13 protein-coding genes and 1 pseudogene are annotated in these 16,537 nt (G+C 67.0%); 9 read left to right on the plus strand and 5 right to left on the minus strand.

What is annotated here, in order from left to right; all coding sequences use genetic code 11:
* Window positions 1–2: 2 nt before the first annotated feature.
* Window positions 3–1,118: a LysM peptidoglycan-binding domain-containing protein gene (locus P0M04_RS04445; RefSeq protein ID WP_259448568.1), complete on the minus strand. Its 1,116-nt coding sequence runs from the start codon at window positions 1,116–1,118 to the stop codon at window positions 3–5.
* A gap of 252 nt (window positions 1,119–1,370) precedes the next feature.
* Between P0M04_RS04445 and def the strand changes: the two genes are divergently transcribed.
* Both def and fmt read left to right on the plus strand, forming a co-directional pair.
* A complete protein-coding gene (gene def / locus P0M04_RS04450; RefSeq protein ID WP_259448567.1) occupies window positions 1,371–1,898 on the plus strand; it encodes a peptide deformylase in 528 nt (175 codons plus the stop codon).
* 2 nt (window positions 1,899–1,900) lie between these two features.
* A complete protein-coding gene (fmt, locus tag P0M04_RS04455) occupies window positions 1,901–2,848 on the plus strand; it encodes a methionyl-tRNA formyltransferase (RefSeq protein ID WP_259449136.1) in 948 nt (315 codons plus the stop codon).
* Between the two features lie 145 nt (window positions 2,849–2,993).
* On the opposite strand, the gene P0M04_RS04460 is transcribed toward fmt, so the two are convergent.
* Window positions 2,994–3,227 carry a BrnA antitoxin family protein gene (locus P0M04_RS04460; RefSeq protein WP_259448566.1) on the minus strand — a complete coding sequence of 78 codons (234 nt, stop codon included), beginning with the start codon at window positions 3,225–3,227 and terminating at the stop codon, window positions 2,994–2,996.
* A 346-nt stretch (window positions 3,228–3,573) separates the two neighbouring features.
* Between P0M04_RS04460 and metH the strand changes: the two are divergent.
* The 6 genes and pseudogenes from metH (at window position 3,574) to crtB (ending at window position 13,250) form a co-directional block, all read left to right on the plus strand.
* Window positions 3,574–7,331: pseudogene (metH, locus tag P0M04_RS04465) on the plus strand (methionine synthase).
* Between the two features lie 125 nt (window positions 7,332–7,456).
* Window positions 7,457–8,398, plus strand: a complete 942-nt coding sequence (locus tag P0M04_RS04470; RefSeq protein WP_259448564.1) for a polyprenyl synthetase family protein — start codon at window positions 7,457–7,459, stop codon at window positions 8,396–8,398.
* A 1-nt stretch (window position 8,399) separates the two neighbouring features.
* Window positions 8,400–9,656 (plus strand): glycosyltransferase, encoded by a 1,257-nt coding sequence (locus tag P0M04_RS04475; RefSeq protein WP_259448563.1) that lies wholly within the window; start codon window positions 8,400–8,402, stop codon window positions 9,654–9,656.
* A complete protein-coding gene (crtY, locus tag P0M04_RS04480; protein ID WP_259448562.1) occupies window positions 9,653–10,822 on the plus strand; it encodes a lycopene beta-cyclase CrtY in 1,170 nt (389 codons plus the stop codon). Before P0M04_RS04475 ends, crtY begins: the two co-directional genes overlap by 4 nt.
* Complete coding sequence (locus P0M04_RS04485; protein WP_259448561.1) at window positions 10,819–12,306, plus strand: phytoene desaturase; 1,488 nt, start codon at window positions 10,819–10,821, stop codon at window positions 12,304–12,306. The genes crtY and P0M04_RS04485 overlap by 4 nt, the downstream gene beginning before the upstream one ends.
* The gene (gene crtB, locus P0M04_RS04490; RefSeq protein ID WP_259448560.1) at window positions 12,303–13,250 is read left to right on the plus strand and encodes a 15-cis-phytoene synthase CrtB; all 948 of its coding nucleotides are present in this window, start codon (window positions 12,303–12,305) and stop codon (window positions 13,248–13,250) included. The genes P0M04_RS04485 and crtB overlap by 4 nt, the downstream gene beginning before the upstream one ends.
* Here the strand turns inward: crtB and P0M04_RS04495 are convergent.
* Entirely contained in the window at window positions 13,174–13,680 is a 507-nt protein-coding gene (locus P0M04_RS04495) for a sterol desaturase family protein (protein WP_259448559.1), read from the minus strand. The genes crtB and P0M04_RS04495 overlap by 77 nt on opposite strands.
* A gap of 55 nt (window positions 13,681–13,735) precedes the next feature.
* On the opposite strand from P0M04_RS04495, the gene P0M04_RS04500 reads away from it, so the two are divergent.
* The gene (locus P0M04_RS04500) at window positions 13,736–14,143 is read left to right on the plus strand and encodes a DUF2141 domain-containing protein (RefSeq protein ID WP_259448558.1); all 408 of its coding nucleotides are present in this window, start codon (window positions 13,736–13,738) and stop codon (window positions 14,141–14,143) included.
* 165 nt (window positions 14,144–14,308) lie between these two features.
* Here P0M04_RS04500 and P0M04_RS04505 read toward each other — a convergent pair whose 3' ends face one another.
* Together P0M04_RS04505 and P0M04_RS04510 are read right to left on the minus strand one after the other, a co-directional pair.
* Window positions 14,309–15,589, minus strand: a complete 1,281-nt coding sequence (locus P0M04_RS04505; protein WP_259449135.1) for an EAL and HDOD domain-containing protein — start codon at window positions 15,587–15,589, stop codon at window positions 14,309–14,311.
* Between the two features lie 90 nt (window positions 15,590–15,679).
* The gene (locus tag P0M04_RS04510) at window positions 15,680–16,447 is read right to left on the minus strand and encodes a class II glutamine amidotransferase (RefSeq protein WP_259448557.1); all 768 of its coding nucleotides are present in this window, start codon (window positions 16,445–16,447) and stop codon (window positions 15,680–15,682) included.
* Window positions 16,448–16,537 lie beyond the last annotated feature (90 nt).

Here is a 16,537-nt window from a genome sequence, read left to right on the forward strand (position 1 = left end):
ATTTACTCCGGTGATCGGGCGACGTCGCCGACCTGCACCGGTTTCGTCACCTGCATGACCAGTCCGTAAGAGACGCGGTCGAAAACCCGGAAGATGAACAGGTCGCCGTATTGCTCGTCCGGGAGCCTCAGTTTCGCCTTGCCGAACCCGAGGAAGCCTTTGCTTTCCGGGTCCGTCACGGTCTGCCCAAGATGATAAAGCTGCAGCACGGAGCCGACATCGAGTCCGTCAAGCGTGCCCCGGTTGACAGTCACGACCTGGTTCTGCGACGCGTAATTCGATTCGGACGCGAGCGCCATCACGCGCGCCGCCACGGGCCGCACGGGCGCGTGCGGGACGTAGTTGCGCACCGGAGTCGGCGGCGTCGGCAATAAACGGTCGCCAACTCCCATTTCCTTCACGGAGCGCCCGACGACGAACGTGTGGACGTCCGTGCCCGGCCCCGCTTCCTTCACGAGCCGCGCCGTGCCGACGTAGGCCGCCTCGTGGGCAACGACCTTGCCAGTGTCCGGATCGACCAGTTCCTTGCCCGGCCGGAATACCTGGAAACTCGTCGCCCCGTCGAGCGCGCCGCGCACGTAGATGCGGTCGCCCTCGCCCAGGTACAGCCGGTCTTCCTGGGCGGCGACGATGCGTGCGGCATTCGCCAGCGCCTGTGCCTCGACGACGAGCGGCTGGGTCAGGAACGGTTCGATCGCGCTGGCGGGAATCGCGGGCACGGCATTGCCCTGGTCGAGGTTTTCCGTGCGCAGTTGCGGAGAGAGACGCACGAGCGGCGGCTCGCCCGCATCGGACCCGGTGCCCGGCTTATTCAACGTGAGGCGGCCGCGGGCACGGTCGAAATAGACGATCTGGCCCGGATAGATCCAGTGCGGATTGCGGATCTCGTCGCGGTTCATGCCCCACACCTGGGGCCAGCACCATGGGTGCTCGAGGAAGGCGCCGGAAATATCCCACAAGGTATCGCCCTTCACGACGACGTGCTGGTCGGGGGCGTTCGGGCGGAACGCGCAGTTCGTAGCCGCATGGGCGGAAACGGCGGCGCAGGAGACGAAGACGGCCGCGGCGGCGGCGCGGAGCGCGAGCGACCGGGCAACGCCTGTGCTAAAATTTTTCATTGGAGAGTCCGTAAAGTGCCGTATCGACACGGGTGCTACGCCACCTCGGCCGGCAACAACGCAGGAACCAGACGACTCTTCGACCGCGCAGCGGATCATGAAGGGTCGCAATAGTTGCCTTACTGAATCAAATTCTGCCGAGAAATCCCTGAACTAGCAAGACAAACCGCACCCGGGAGCGGGGGCGGCGTGTTGCGTTTATGCCCGCGCGGCCCAATATACCGATTACTGATTGATTTCGAATACACAGCCATGGCCTTACTGAACATTCTCCGCTACCCCGACCCGCGCCTGCACAAGGTTGCCAAGCCGGTTACCGAATTCGGCGACCGCCTCCACAAGCTGGTGGCGGACATGGCCGAGACCATGTACGACGCGCCGGGCGTGGGCCTGGCCGCCACGCAGGTCGACGTGCACGAGCGCGTCGTCGTCATCGACGTGACCGAGACCAAGGACAACCTGCTCGTCTTCGTCAACCCGGAAATCGTCTGGTCCAGCCCGGACAAGCAGGTCTACGACGAAGGCTGCCTGTCGGTGCCGGGCATCTATGACGGCGTCGAGCGTCCCTCGCGCGTGAAAGTGCGCGCCGTCGACCAGTTCAACAAGCCGTTCGAGCTCGAGGCCGACGGCCTGCTGGCCGTGTGTATCCAGCACGAGATGGACCACTTGATGGGCAAGGTCTTCGTGGAATACCTGTCGCCGCTGAAGCGCAACCGCATCAAGACGAAGCTGCAGAAGGAAGAGCGCGACATGCAGCGTTCGTCCGCGCGCCGCGCATGACGATGAACGTCGTCTTTGCCGGCACGCCGGACTTCGCCGCCGTCGCCCTGCGCGCCCTGCTCGACGCGGGCTTTACGGTCCCGCTCGTGCTGACCCAGCCGGACCGCCCGGCCGGCCGCGGCATGCAGTTGCAGGCGTCCGCCGTGAAACAGGTCGCGGCCGCGCACGGTATCGAGGTGCTGCAACCGCTGTCGCTGCGGATGGATGCGAAGGATCCGCAGCGTGCGGCCGAAGCGAAGACCGCGCACGAGCGCCTGCTGGCGACGGAGTACGACGTGATGGTCGTCGCGGCTTACGGCCTGATCCTGCCGCGCTCGACCCTGGACATCAAACCCTGCATCAATATCCACGGCTCCATCCTGCCCCGCTGGCGCGGCGCCGCGCCGATCCATCGCGCGATCGAAGCGGGCGACGCCGAGACGGGCGTCACGATCATGGAAATGGAAGAAGGCCTGGACACGGGCCCGATGCTGCTGCTCGAGCGCATCGCCATCGACGACACGGACACGACCGGCAGCCTGCACGACAAGCTGGCGGCCCTCGGTGGCCGCATGATTGTCGAGGCTCTGGGGAAAATGGCGCAGGGACAATTGGAAGCCGTACCCCAGCCGGATGACGGCGTGACCTATGCCGCGAAGATCGGCAAGGAAGAAGCGAAGCTGGACTGGACGCTGCCGGCCGTCGACCTGGCGCGCAAGGTGCGCGCGTTCAACCCGTTCCCGGGCGCCCATGGCCAGGCAGGCGCGACCACGATCAAGATCTGGAACGCCCAACCGGCCGACGGCCGGGGCCAGCCGGGCCAGGTGCTGCAGGCGGATGCGCACGGCATCGTCGTCGCGTGCGGCACCAGGGCACTCCGACTGACGGAATTGCAAAAGCCGGGCGGCAAGCGCCTGGCGGCGGGCGAGTTCCTGAAAGGCTTTTCGTTCGACGGCCTGGCATTCGCGTAACAACCTGTAACAACAATAAAGAAGGGCATCAGCCGGTTCGCGCCGGGTGATGCCCTTCTATTTTACGTTGACTGGCATGCCGTTCCGGCATCGGGTCTGCGCGACCGCGGGGCGCTGTGCCCCGACCATCAAGCGATGCAAGGAATCAGTGCTGCTCGCCCTGAGCACGCACGCGATTCGCTTCCATGTATTCACGCAGGACCTGGTTGATGCGGGTCTGGTAGCCGGGGCCTGCCGACTTGAACCATTCCAGCATGTCGACATCCAGGCGGATGGTGACGATTTGTTTCACACCGGCGACGGCGTGGGCCTTGGCCGGGGTGTTGTCGTCGTTGCGGACTGCCGGCTGGTCCCACTCAGGCACGTATTCTTTGTTCATTGCAATTCTTCCCATTTTGGCGGCGGAGCGACGGTCCGCACTTTCCGTTGATTGGACTGATACACATCAATAAAACCGCGCCAGCGGCGGTCTATGGGATTTATTGTCACCTCTGTATGTATCCGGGAAATTGCTAATATGGGGCAATTTGTATCTCAATGTAACAATAGACCGGTTGAAACAATACGTTACAAACGTCTTTACATTCGCGTCCGATTTCGAGCGAACCGTAGCTCTCGGCCGCATCGAGAACAAACTCGGCCAGTAACGGTATAATCACAGACCCGCCTCATATTTATCCAGCCGCTCTCAGGAAAGCCCTACGATGAACACCGCCGTCCACGCCATGTCCCCCGTCGAAGCCCAGCTGCGCGAGGCCCTCGCCCGTCGCATCTTGATCCTGGACGGCGCGATGGGAACGATCATCCAGCAATACAAACTGGACGAGCAGGCCTACCGCGGCGGTCCGACGGGCCGCTTCATCGATTTCGCCGCACCGGCCGACAGCGGAGCACGTGAACTGTTCGTCAAGGGCAACAACGAATTGCTGAACCTGACGCAGCCGCAGATCATCCAGGAAATCCACGAGCGTTACCTGGCGGCCGGCGCCGACATCATCGAGACGAACACGTTCGGCGCCACCAGCGTCGCCCAGGACGACTACCACATGGCCCATCTCGTGCGCGAGATGAACGTGCAAGCGGCGAAGCTCGCGCGCGCCGCCTGCGTGAAATACTCGACGCCGGACAAGCCCCGCTACGCCGCCGGCGCCCTCGGCCCGACGCCGAAGACGGCATCCATCTCGCCGGACGTGAACGACCCGGCCGCGCGCAACGTGACGTTCGACCAGCTCGTGGCGGCGTATTACGAACAGGTCGATGCGCTCGTCGAGGGCGGCATCGACCTGCTGCTCGTCGAGACCATCTTCGACACCCTGAACTGCAAGGCCGCCCTGTTCGCCATCGACCAGTATTTCGACGAGCACCCGGACACGCCGCGCCTGCCGCTGATGATCTCCGGCACCGTCACCGACGCGTCGGGCCGCATCCTGTCCGGCCAGACCGTGTCGGCCTTCTGGAACTCCGTGCGCCACGCGAAGCCGCTGACGATCGGCCTGAACTGCGCACTGGGCGCTGCCCTGATGCGTCCGTACGCCGAAGAACTCTCCCAAATCGCGGAGACGTTCGTCTGCATCTACCCGAACGCCGGCCTGCCCAACCCGATGAGCGACACGGGCTTCGACGAGCTGCCGTCCGACACGTCCGCCCTGCTGCGCGAATTCGCCGACGCCGGCTTCGTCAACATCGCCGGCGGCTGCTGCGGCACGACGCCGGAACACATCCAGGCCATCGGCGAACTGCTGAAAGACTGCCCGCCGCGCGTCATCCCGGACATCCCGGTCGCGCTGCGCCTGTCCGGCCTGGAGCCGTTCGTCGTCGACGACACCTCGCTGTTCGTCAACGTCGGCGAGCGCACCAACGTCACGGGCTCGAAGGCATTCGCGCGCATGATCCTGAACGAGCAGTTCGACGAGGCGCTGTCCGTCGCGCGCCAGCAGGTCGAGAACGGCGCGCAGGTCATCGACATCAACATGGACGAGGCGATGCTGGATTCGCAAGCCGCCATGACGCGCTTCCTGAACCTGATCGCATCGGAACCGGACATCTCGCGCGTACCGATCATGATCGACTCGTCGAAGTGGTCCGTGATCGAGGCGGGCCTGAAATGCGTGCAGGGCAAGGCCATCGTCAACTCGATCTCGATGAAGGAAGGCGAAGAGGAATTCCTGCGCCAGGCCTCGCTGTGCCGCCGCTACGGCGCCGCCGTGATCGTGATGGCCTTCGACGAGAAGGGCCAGGCCGACACGTTCGAGCGCAAGATCGAGATCTGCAAGCGCGCCTACGACACCCTCGTGCAGAAGGTCGGCTTCCCGCCGGAAGACATCATCTTCGACCCGAACATCTTCGCGATCGCCACCGGCATCGAGGAGCACGACAACTACGCCGTCGACTTCATCAACGCCACGCGCTGGATCCGCGAGCACCTGCCGTATGCGAAGGTGTCGGGCGGCGTCTCCAACGTGTCGTTCTCGTTCCGCGGCAACGACCCGGCCCGTGAAGCGATCCACACCGTGTTCCTGTACCACGCCATCAAGGCCGGCATGACGATGGGTATCGTCAACGCGGGCATGGTCGGCGTGTACGACGACCTCGATCCGGAACTGCGCGAGCGCGTGGAAGACGTGGTGCTGAACCGCCGCGCCGACGCCACCGAGCGCATGATCGAATTCGCCGGCACCCTGAAGGCCGGCGGCGCGAAGCAGGAACAGAATCTCGAGTGGCGCAACGCCCCCGTCGGCAAGCGCCTGTCGCACGCGCTCGTGCACGGCATCACGCAGTGGATCGTCGAGGACACCGAGGAAGCGCGCCAGCAGATCGCTGCCGAAGGCGGCCGCCCGATCCAGGTGATCGAAGGCCCGCTGATGGACGGCATGAACGTCGTCGGCGACCTGTTCGGCCAGGGCAAGATGTTCCTGCCGCAGGTCGTGAAATCGGCGCGCGTGATGAAGCAGGCCGTGGCCCACCTGATCCCGTTCATCGAGGAAGAAAAGGCGGCGGAAGAAGCGCGCACGGGCATCGTCGCGAAACCGAAGGGCAAGATGGTCATCGCCACCGTGAAAGGCGACGTGCACGACATCGGCAAGAACATCGTCTCCGTCGTCCTGCAATGCAATAACTTCGAGATCGTCAACATGGGCGTGATGGTGCCCGCGTCCGAGATCCTCGCGAAGGCCAAGGCGGAGAACGCGGACATCATCGGCCTGTCCGGCCTGATCACGCCGTCGCTCGAAGAGATGGCCCACGTCGCGCGCGAGATGCAGCGCGACCCGTGGTTCCGCGACCGCCGCATTCCGCTGCTGATCGGCGGCGCGACGACGAGCCGCGCGCACACCGCGGTCAAGATCGCGCCGCATTACGAAGGCCCGGTCGTGTACGTGCCGGACGCGTCGCGCTCCGTTTCCGTCGGCCAGTCGCTCGTGACGGCCGAGACCCGCGACGGCTACGTCGCCGAGATCGCCGAGGACTACGTGCGCATCCGCGAACAGCACGCGAACAAGAAGGCGCTGCCGATGGTGAGCCTGGAGCAGGCGCGCGCCAACAAGGCGCAGCTCGCGTTTTCGCCGGTGAAACCGAAGTTCGTCGGCCGCCGCGTCTTCAAGAACGTCGACCTGGGCACCCTCGCCCGCTACATCGACTGGGGCCCGTTCTTCCAGACGTGGGACCTGGCCGGCCCGTACCCGCGATCCTGACGGACGAGGTGGTGGGCGAAGCGGCGACCAAGGTGTTCGAGGAAGGCCAGGCGATGCTGAAGAAGATCATCGACGGCCGCTGGCTCACCGCGAACGGCGCCATCGCCCTGCTGCCCGCGAACACCGTCAACGACGACGACATCGAGATCTACACGGACGACACCCGCAGCGAAGTCGCCTTCACGTACTACGGCCTGCGCCAGCAGGGCGTCAAGCCCGTGGTCGACGGCGTGCAGCGCCCGAACCAGTGCCTGGCCGATTTCATCGCGCCGAAATCGTCCGGCATCGCCGACTACATCGGCATGTTCGCCGTGACGGCCGGCATCGGCGCCGACAAGATCGAGAAACGCTTCGAGGCCGCGGGCGACGACTACTCGTCGATCATGGTCAAGGCCCTGGCCGACCGCCTGGCCGAAGCCTTCGCCGAATACATGCACGAGCGCGTCCGCACGGACCTGTGGGGTTATGTCGCGGACGAGAAGCTGTCGAACGAGGCGCTGATCAAGGAAGAATACGTCGGCATCCGTCCGGCGCCGGGCTATCCGGCATGCCCGGAACACACCGTCAAGGCCGATGTGTTCAAGACGCTGCAGGCCGACGAGATCGGGATGCAGCTGACGGAATCGTTCGCGATGTATCCGGGCGCCGCCGTGTCGGGCTTTTACTTCTCGCATCCGGAGTCGAAGTATTTCGTGGTCGGCAAGATCGGCCAGGACCAGCTCGAGGACATGGCCAGGCGTCGGGGCCTGGCCAAGGACGAGCTGGAACGGTATCTGGCGCCGAACCTGTCGTAAGGGAAGTCTGACCCGCCTTTGTCCCGCGCACGCTTGAAATACTTGGCGATTCGCCAAGATTGTTCAGGTATGATCGGCTGGATTCGTCAATTCTGGCGATTCAGCGCGCGCGGGAGGGGGTGGAGATGTCCATACAAGCAAGGCGGCATGAGGACTTCGGCATTTTTGACGGATTCCCGGTCCAGCCGCCCAACGAGCTCGACACGCTGCGCCAGGCGATCGAGCACCGCCTCGGCCACTGGCTGAACCACGATGCCGCGCGCGCCGACCTGCTCACCTCCGCCATGCGCGCGGCCGCCCTCGGCGCCGGCAAGCGCATGCGCCCCCTTCTCGTGATGCTCGTGGCGCGCGACCTCGGTTGCACGTCGCCGGCCCTCGTCGACGTGGCCTGCGCCGTCGAGCTGGTGCACGCCGCCTCGCTGATCCTGGACGACATGCCGTGCATGGACAATGCGCTGCTGCGCCGCGGCCGTCCCACGATCCACGTGCAGTTCGGCGAGGACGTGACGATCCTTGCCGCCATCGCCCTGCTCAGCCGCGCATTCGGCATCCTCGCCGCCGCGCAGGACGTCCCGCCGGCCGTGCGTGCGCGCCTCGTCGCGCGGCTGGCCGAGACCGTCGGCACGCAGGGCCTCGTGCAAGGCCAGTTCCTCGACCTGCGCGGGAACCGCGGCACGGAAGACGACATCGCCGTCACCAATGAACTCAAGACGGGCGTGCTGCTGGGCGTCGCCGTCGACATGGCCGCCATCATCGCCCAGGCCGGGGATACCGTCGCCGCGTCGCTGCGCGCGTTCGCCCTTGCGGCCGGCCACGCGTTCCAGCTGCGCGACGACTTCCTCGACGTGGCGGGCAACGACAGCGCCGTCACCGGCAAGGACACCGGCAAGGACGTCGCCAAGGCGACGCTCATCAACGCCGTCGGCCAGGACGAGGCGCGGCGCCGGCTCGCGCTGCACCTGCACGACGCCGAGCGCCACCTGGCCGACGCCCTCGGCACCCGCCCGGACACGCGCCGCTTCGTGGAAGGCCTGTTCGGCCGCGTGCCGGCGGGCGCGCCCAACTGACGTGGCCCACTTCGGCGTCGTCGCTCCCGCCTTCCTCAGCCACTTCACGACCCTGGGTGCGCTGGCGGGCGCGCTCGTCGACCGCGGCCACAAGGTGACGTTCATCCACCGGCCCGACGCGGCCATGTTCGTGCGCGACCCGCGCATCGGCTTCCACGCCGTCGGCACGGCCACGCATCCCCCGGGATCGCTGGCGGCGTCCATGCGCCTCGCGGCGAATCCCGGCGGCCCGCTGGGCGTGTCCCGCGTGATCGGCGACATGGCCCGCTCGACGACGATGCTGTGCGAGGCGCTGCCGGCCGCCGTCGGACGGCTGCGCGTCGACGTCCTCCTCGCCGACCAGATGGAAGCGGCGGGCGGCCTCGTGGCGGAGGCCCTGTGCCTGCCCTTCATCTCGATCGCCTGCGCCCTGCCCGTGAACCGCGAGCCCGGCATCCCGCTGCCCGTGATGCCCTTCGGTCCCGGCACCGATGCGAAGTCGTTGAAGATCGTCGAAGAGAGCACCCGCGTGTACGACTGGATGATGCGGCCGCACCGCCGCGCCGTCGAAGCGCAGGCGCGCCGCCTCGGCGTGCCGGTGCGCGGCATGCTGCACGAGTTCCTGTCGCCGCACGCGCAGATCAGCCAGACGGTCGAGGCGTTCGAGTTCCCGCGCCGCGCGCTCCCGTCGCATTTCCATCACGTGGGGCCGCTGCGGCCCGTGACGGACCGTCCGGATACGCGTACGCTGCCGGCCATCGCCGCCGACCGGCCGTTCGTGTTCGCGTCGCTGGGCACGATGCAGGGCGGGCGCTTCGGCCTGTTCCGGCGCATCGCGCAGGCGTGCCGCGCCGCCGACGTGCAGCTGCTGCTCGCGCATTGCGGTGGCCTCGATGCGCGCCAGGCGGACGCGCTGAAGACTGCCGGCGCGACCTGGGTCACGGACTTCGCGCCGCAGCAGGCCGCGCTCGCGCGCGCGGATGCCGTCATCTCGCATGCGGGCTGGAACACCGTGATGGACGCCGTCGCCGCGCAGACGCCGATGCTGGCGCTGCCCATCGCGTTCGACCACCCGGGCGGCGCCGCGCGCATGCGCCACGCCGGCGTGGGCATCCAGGCGTCGGCGCGTTTTACCGGCGCGAGCCGGCTCGCGCGCCACCTCGTCCGCCTGCTGGACGACCCGACGTTCACACAGCGCCTGGAACCGCTGGCCGCCAAGGTGGCGCAAGCCGGCGGCACGGCACGCGCGGCCGACATCGTCGAAGCGGCGCTGCGATGAGCGACTACGACCTGATCCTCGCGGGCGGCGGCCTCGCCAATGGCCTGATCGCGTGGCGCCTGCGCACGCACCGTCCCGACCTGCGCATCCTGCTGCTGGAACAGGACGCGCACATCGGCGGCAACCACACGTGGTCGTTCCATGCGAGCGACCTCGATGCGGACGAACGGGACTGGATCGCGCCGCTCGTGACGCAGCGCTGGCCACGCTACGACGTGCTCTTTCCCGACCATGCGCGCACGCTGACCGGCGCTTATTGCAGCATCGCCTCGCGCGATTTCGCGCGCGTCATCGAAGGGGCGCTGGGCCCCGCCCTGCGCACGAATACGCGCATCGCCGCGCTGGCGCCGACGCACGTCGAGCTGGCCGGCGGCGTGCGTCTGCACGCGCGCGCCGTGATCGACGGCCGCGGTCCCCTGCCCGATGCGGGGCTCGCGCTGGGCTGGCAGACGTTCCTCGGCCAGGAAGTGCGCCTCGCCGAACCGCACGGGCTGGTGGCGCCGGTCATCATGGACGCGAGCGTCGCGCAGCAGGGCGGCTACCGTTTCGTCTACGTGCTCCCATTCGCACGCGACCGCCTGCTGATCGAGGACACGCACTACGTCGACGCCGCCGCGCGCGACGCCGACCGCCTGCGCGCCAACATCGCGGCGTATGCAGCGCAGCGTGGCTGGCGCATCACGGAGGTGCTGCGCGAAGAACACGGCGCGCTGCCGATCGTGCTGGCGGGCGACGTCGAGCGCTACTGGGACAACCTGCGCGGCCAGCCGGTATCCGGCCTGCGAGCCGGATTGTTCCATTTCACGACCGGCTACTCGCTGCCGCACGCGGTGCGGCTGGCGCGGCGTCTCGCCGGCCTGTTCACCGTGGACGCGCCCGCGCTGTTCGGTGCCATCCGCGCCGATGCGCGCGCCACGTGGCGGGAGCAAGGTTTCTATCGCCTGCTGAACCGCATGCTGTTTTTGGCCGGCAGCCCGGACGCGCGCTGGCGCGTGATGCAGCGCTTCTACCGCCTGCCCGCGCCGCTGATCGCCCGCTTCTACGCGGGCAGCACGACCCTGCTTGACAAGGCGCGCATCCTGTCCGGCAAGCCGCCCGTCCCCGTGCTGCAGGCACTGGACGCGGCGCGCCGCATCCACCCTCACCAGATCGGGACATCCGCATGAACGCATCGAATACCGCCGTGGTCGTGGGCGCCGGCTTCGGCGGCCTGGCACTGGCCATCCGCCTGCAGGCGCAGGGCGTGCAGACCACGCTGCTGGAAAAGCGCGACAAGCCGGGCGGCCGCGCCTACGTGTACGAAGACGAAGGCTTCGTGTTCGACGCCGGCCCCACCGTGATCACGGATCCGTCCGCGCTGGAAGAACTGTTCACGGCCGCGGGCCGGCGCATGGCCGACTACGTGGAGATGCTGCCCGTTTCTCCGTTCTATCGCCTGTGCTGGGAAGACGGCAGTTATTTCGATTACGCGAACGACCAGGAAGCGCTGGACCGCCAGATTCACGCGCGCAACCCGGCCGACGTCGCTGGCTACCGGCGCTTCCTCGCGTACTCGCAGGCCGTGTTCGCGGAAGGCTACCTGAAACTGGGCGCCGTGCCGTTCCTGTCGTTCCGCGACATGATCGCGGCCGGGCCGCAACTGGCGCGCCTGCAGGCGTGGCGCAGCGTGTACGGGATCGTGTCGCGCTTCATCCAGGACGAGCACCTGCGACAGGCGTTTTCGTTCCACTCGCTGCTCGTGGGCGGTAATCCGTTTGCCACGTCGTCGATCTACACCTTGATCCACGCGCTGGAGCGCCAGTGGGGCGTGTGGTTCCCGCGCGGCGGCACGGGCGCGCTCGTGCGCGGCCTGGTAAAACTGTTCGAAGACCTGGGCGGGCGCATCGAACTCAATGCGCCCGTCGCCGCGATCGAAACGAGCGGCGCGCGCGCGACCGGGGTGCGGCTGGAGGACGGCCGGCTGTTCAAGGCGGATGCCATCGCGTCGAATGCGGACGTCGTGCACACGTACGCGCATCTCCTGGGCGCACATCCCCGCGGCGCGGCGCAGGCCGATACGCTGCGCAAGAAGCGCTTTTCGAATTCGCTGTTCGTGCTGTACTTCGGCCTCGACCGGCACCACGACCAGCTGCGCCACCACACGGTCTGCTTCGGCCCACGCTACCGCGAGCTGATTACGGACATCTTCGGCGGCAACGCCCTCGCCGACGATTTTTCGCTGTACCTGCACGCGCCGTGCATCACGGACCCGTCGCTGGCGCCGCCCGGCTGCGGCAGCCATTACGTGCTGGCGCCCGTGCCGCACCTGGGCAATGCGCCGATCGACTGGACGGTCGAAGGGCCGCGCTACCGCGACCGCATCTTCGACTATCTCGAGCAGCGCTACATGCCCGGCCTGCGCAGCCAGCTCGTCACGAGCCGCATCTTCACGCCGCTCGACTTCCGCGACGAGCTGAACGCGCACCTCGGCTCCGCGTTCTCGCTCGAGCCGATCCTCACGCAAAGCGCGTGGTTCCGGCCGCACAACCGCGACGCGGACCTGGCTAACCTGTACCTCGTGGGGGCAGGCACGCATCCTGGCGCGGGCGTGCCCGGCGTGATCGGCTCCGCGAAGGCGACGGCTGGCCTGATGCTGGAGGCGCAGGCATGAGTGAAGCGCTGCTGGATCACGCGACAGAAACCATCCGCGTCGGCTCGAAAAGCTTTGCCGCCGCGGCGAAGCTGTTCGACAAGGACACGCGCCGCAGCGTGCTGATGCTGTACGCGTGGTGCCGCCATTGCGACGACGTCGTCGACGGCCAGGAACTGGGCCACAACACGACGGCACCCGTCGATGCCACGTCCCAGGTCGGGCGCCTGCGCGACCTGACGCTCAGTGCCTACGCGGGCGAGCCGCAATCCGACCCGGCGTTCGCCGCGTTCCAGGACGTCGCGCTGCGCCACGCGATTTCGCCGCACCACGCGTTCGACCACCTGGCCGGCTTCGCGATGGATGCGGCGGACGTGCGCTACGAGACCATCGACGACACCCTGCGCTATTGCTACCACGTGGCCGGCGTCGTCGGGCTGATGATGGCATCCATCATGGGCGCGCGCGATGCTGCGGTGCTGGACCGCGCGTGCGACCTCGGCCTCGCGTTCCAGCTGACGAACATCGCGCGCGACATCGTCGAGGATGCGCGTATCGGCCGCGTCTACCTGCCCGCGGCGTGGCTGCGCGAGGCGAACATCCCCGTCGCCGACGTCGCGCACGAACGGCACCGCGAGGCGCTCGCGCGCGTGGCCGCGCGCCTCGTCGACCATGCGGAGCCCTACTACGATTCGGCGATGGACGGCGTCGCCGCCCTGCCGCTACGCTCGGCCTGGGCCATCGCGACGGCGCGCCGCGTGTATCGCCAGATCGGCATCGAAGTGAAGCGCCGCGGCGCACGCGCCTGGGACACGCGCGCGGGCACGTCGCGCGCGACGAAGCTGCGCCTGCTGGCACTGGGCGGGATCGACGCGCTCGCGTCGCGGTTCAGGAAGCCGGCGTCTCGTCCGGCCGGACTGTGGCGCGCGGCGCACCACCGTGCAGCGCATGCAGCCGGCGCTTGAGGGTGGCGACGGGCGGCGCATACAGGAAGCCGAACGACACGGCGCCGTCCTTGCCCGCCACCGCATGATGCATCCGGTGCGCCTGGTACAGCCGCTTCAGATAGCCCTGGCGCGGCACGTACCGGAACGGCCAGCGCTGGTGCACGAGGCCGTCGTGCGCGACGAAGTACAGCGCGCCGTAGGCCGTCATGCCGGCGCCGATCCATTCGAGCGGATGTCTTCCCTCGGTGCCCGCGTAGATGAGCGCGATGGCCACGCCCGCGAACACGACGGCATACAGGTCGTTCTTCTCGAACCAGCCCGTGCGGGGTTCGTGGTGCGAGCGGTGCCATCCCCAGCCGAAGCCGTGCATCACGTACTTGTGCGCGACGATGGAAAACACTTCCATCGCGATGACGGTCAGTACGACGATGACGGTATTCCACAGCATGGCGCGCACCTCATTGAAGATGCGCCGAGCCTAACATAATTCCCGCGAGGACCCCATGACACTTCGTATCGCCGCCCTCCTGCTCTTCTCCCTGCCCGCGATCGTCCGCGCCGCGACGATCGACGTCCACGTCACCAACACAGCCGGCGGCAAGGGCAACGTCAACGTGGCCGTGTGCGACCGCGAGCGCTTCCTCAAGCAGTGCGCGTACACGGGCTCCGTGCCCGCCCGCGACGGCGAGACGGTCGTGACGATCAAAGGGGTGCCGGCGGGGACGTGGGCCGTGCTGGCCTACCAGGACGAGAACAGCAACGGTGAACTGGACCGCAACCTGATCGGCATCCCGAGCGAGAACTATGGATTCAGCCGCGACGCGCGCGGGCGTTTCGGTCCGCCGTCGTTCGACGATGCCGCCATGCCGATCCGCGACGAGGCCGCGAGGGCGACGGTGCGGCTACATTAAGGACGCGGACACGACACTCGCAATCGATGAAGACACGGAACGTGTCGGGGCATCGCATGACCATAGCGAGCGGCGGCAGATGCGGTCGAGAAGCGCAGCCGTACTTGCGTACGGCGAGCATCGCAGACCGCAGCTGCAACGCGCAGCTGGTCAGGCGAGCCCCCTTCAGATGGCGTAACGCACCACGGAGTCGGACCACTGGAATGCGGACATCTCCAGCTCGATCATGTCGTCGCCCGAGATCTGGAGCTCCTTCAAGGTGGGCAGCACGAGTTCCGTGTTCTCGTCGGCCTGCTCGATGCTCTCGGACAGCTTGAGCAGCTCGCCGAAGAAGCCGGCGCGGCCCACGAGGGCTTGCCGCACTTCGTCGCTGACGGGGATCTGTTCGACGATGTCGCCCATCGGAATGCCGAACAGGACGTCCATCAGCGACATGATGCCGACCGTGAACGCGATGTCCGCGACGGCACGCTGGCCGGGACGCAGGCGCTGGGCCAGCAGCTCCATCAGGCGGCCGCGCGTGGTGGCCAGCATCAGCAGCGGCGTCTGGTTGTGGCCGCGCGTGGCCGGTTCGGCATACAGCATGATCTGCAGCCAGCGCTGCAACTGGCGCCGGCCCAGCACGAGCAGGGCCTGGCTGACGGAATCGATGCGCTGCGTCGCGCCCACGGCCGGCGTGTTCACGAGGCGCAGCAGGTTCAGCGCGAGCGTCACGTCGCGCTTGACGGCCTTTTCGATGTCGGCATTGTCCGCGTCCGACATCACGAGGTTCATGAGGTCGACGACGGCCAGCTGCGACGGCGACAGCTTGCGGCCGCCCAGCACGGACGGACGCGCGAAATAATAGCCCTGGAAGTAGTCGAAGCCGAGGTTCATCGCGGCCTGGTAGGTGTCGCGCGTCTCGACCTTTTCCGCGACCACGGTCTTTTCCATGCCGTGCAGGCGGCGCACGAGGTTCGGCAGCTGCGCGGGGGGCACGCTGCGCAGGTCCAGCTTGACGAAGGCGGCCAGCGGCAGCAGGCGCTGCAGGCGCAGGCTGTCGCCGTCGACACCGTCCAGCGCGAAGCGGAAACCGTGGCCCGCGAGTGCGCGCATGCGCGCCAGCAGGTCGTCGTCCGGCACGACGTCGGACACGATCTCGAGGATCGTCCGGTCGCGCGGCAGGAACGCGAAGATGTCGCTTGCGAGGACTTCGGCGTCCACGTTCAGGAAGCAGGTGGCGTCGCCGATCGCGCGCGCGAGGCCCAGTTGCGCCGCATGGGCGATCACGGCGGCGGTCGCGGACAGGCCGGTCTCGTCGGCCTCGCCCTGGCGCGCGCTGCGGAACAGGAGTTCGTAGCCATACAGGGCCTGGTTGCGGTCGAGCACCGGCTGACGCCCCAGGTAGAAGTCACGCACGCGCAGGGGATAGTTCGCGTGGTCCAGGCTCGCGGCGGTATCGGTCATCATGGACTCTTGTAGCAAGGGAACGTAGATACTTTAACGCATTCCGCCGCCCGGTGACTATGTGAAAATGATTTCCTGTAAAAAACTTTGTCAGGATTGCGGCAGGCCGTCCACGAAAACCTTCAATTCACCCGGCGCGAATTCCGTCCACGTTTCGTTGGTCGTGAGCGGCGTCGTGACGATGATGGCGACCCGGTCGTTCGGCGTCGTCACCTGGGAAAAGTCGACGGACAAGTCCTCGTCGGCCAGGCAGGCTTTGTCGAAGGGGTACTGACGGATCACGTAGCACAGCTTCGTGGAGCAGTGCGCGAACAGCGCCGTGCCGTCGGACAGCATCATGTTGAACGTGCCGTAGCGGGCGATGATGGCGACGAGGTCGGCAATCGCGGCGCGCAGCACGGGCATGGCGGGCGGCGTGTCGCCGAAGCGGTCGCGCAATTGCTGCAGCAGGAAGCAGAAGGCCTGTTCGCTGTCGGTATTGCCCACCGGGCGGTACGGCCCGTCGAGGATGGGATCGAAGCCCTTGAGGTCGCCGTTGTGGGCGAACACCCAGTAGCGGCCCCACATCTCGCGCACGAACGGGTGGCAGTTTTCCAGCGCCACCTGGCCTTGCGTGGCCTTGCGGATATGGGCGATGACGTTCAGCGACTTGATCGGGTAATGCTTGATCAGTTCCGCGATCGGCGACGCGATGGCGGCCTGGTGATCGACGAAATGGCGCACGCCGGATCCCTCGAAGAACGCGATGCCCCAGCCGTCGTGATGCGTGTCCGTGCGTCCGCCCCGATGGGCGAAGCCGGTGAAACTAAACACAATGTCCGTCGGGACATTGCAATTCATGGCGAGTAGCTGACACATGGGTCAAGCTTACCATGCGCGAACGCAAAGCCGGTATGAGGAAAAAGTGTTTGGAAATAAGGAAGATGGTGCCCTGCGTCGCCGGCCCGA

The organism is Telluria mixta (assembly GCF_029223865.1).
GTDB lineage: Bacteria > Pseudomonadota > Gammaproteobacteria > Burkholderiales > Burkholderiaceae_D > Telluria > Telluria mixta.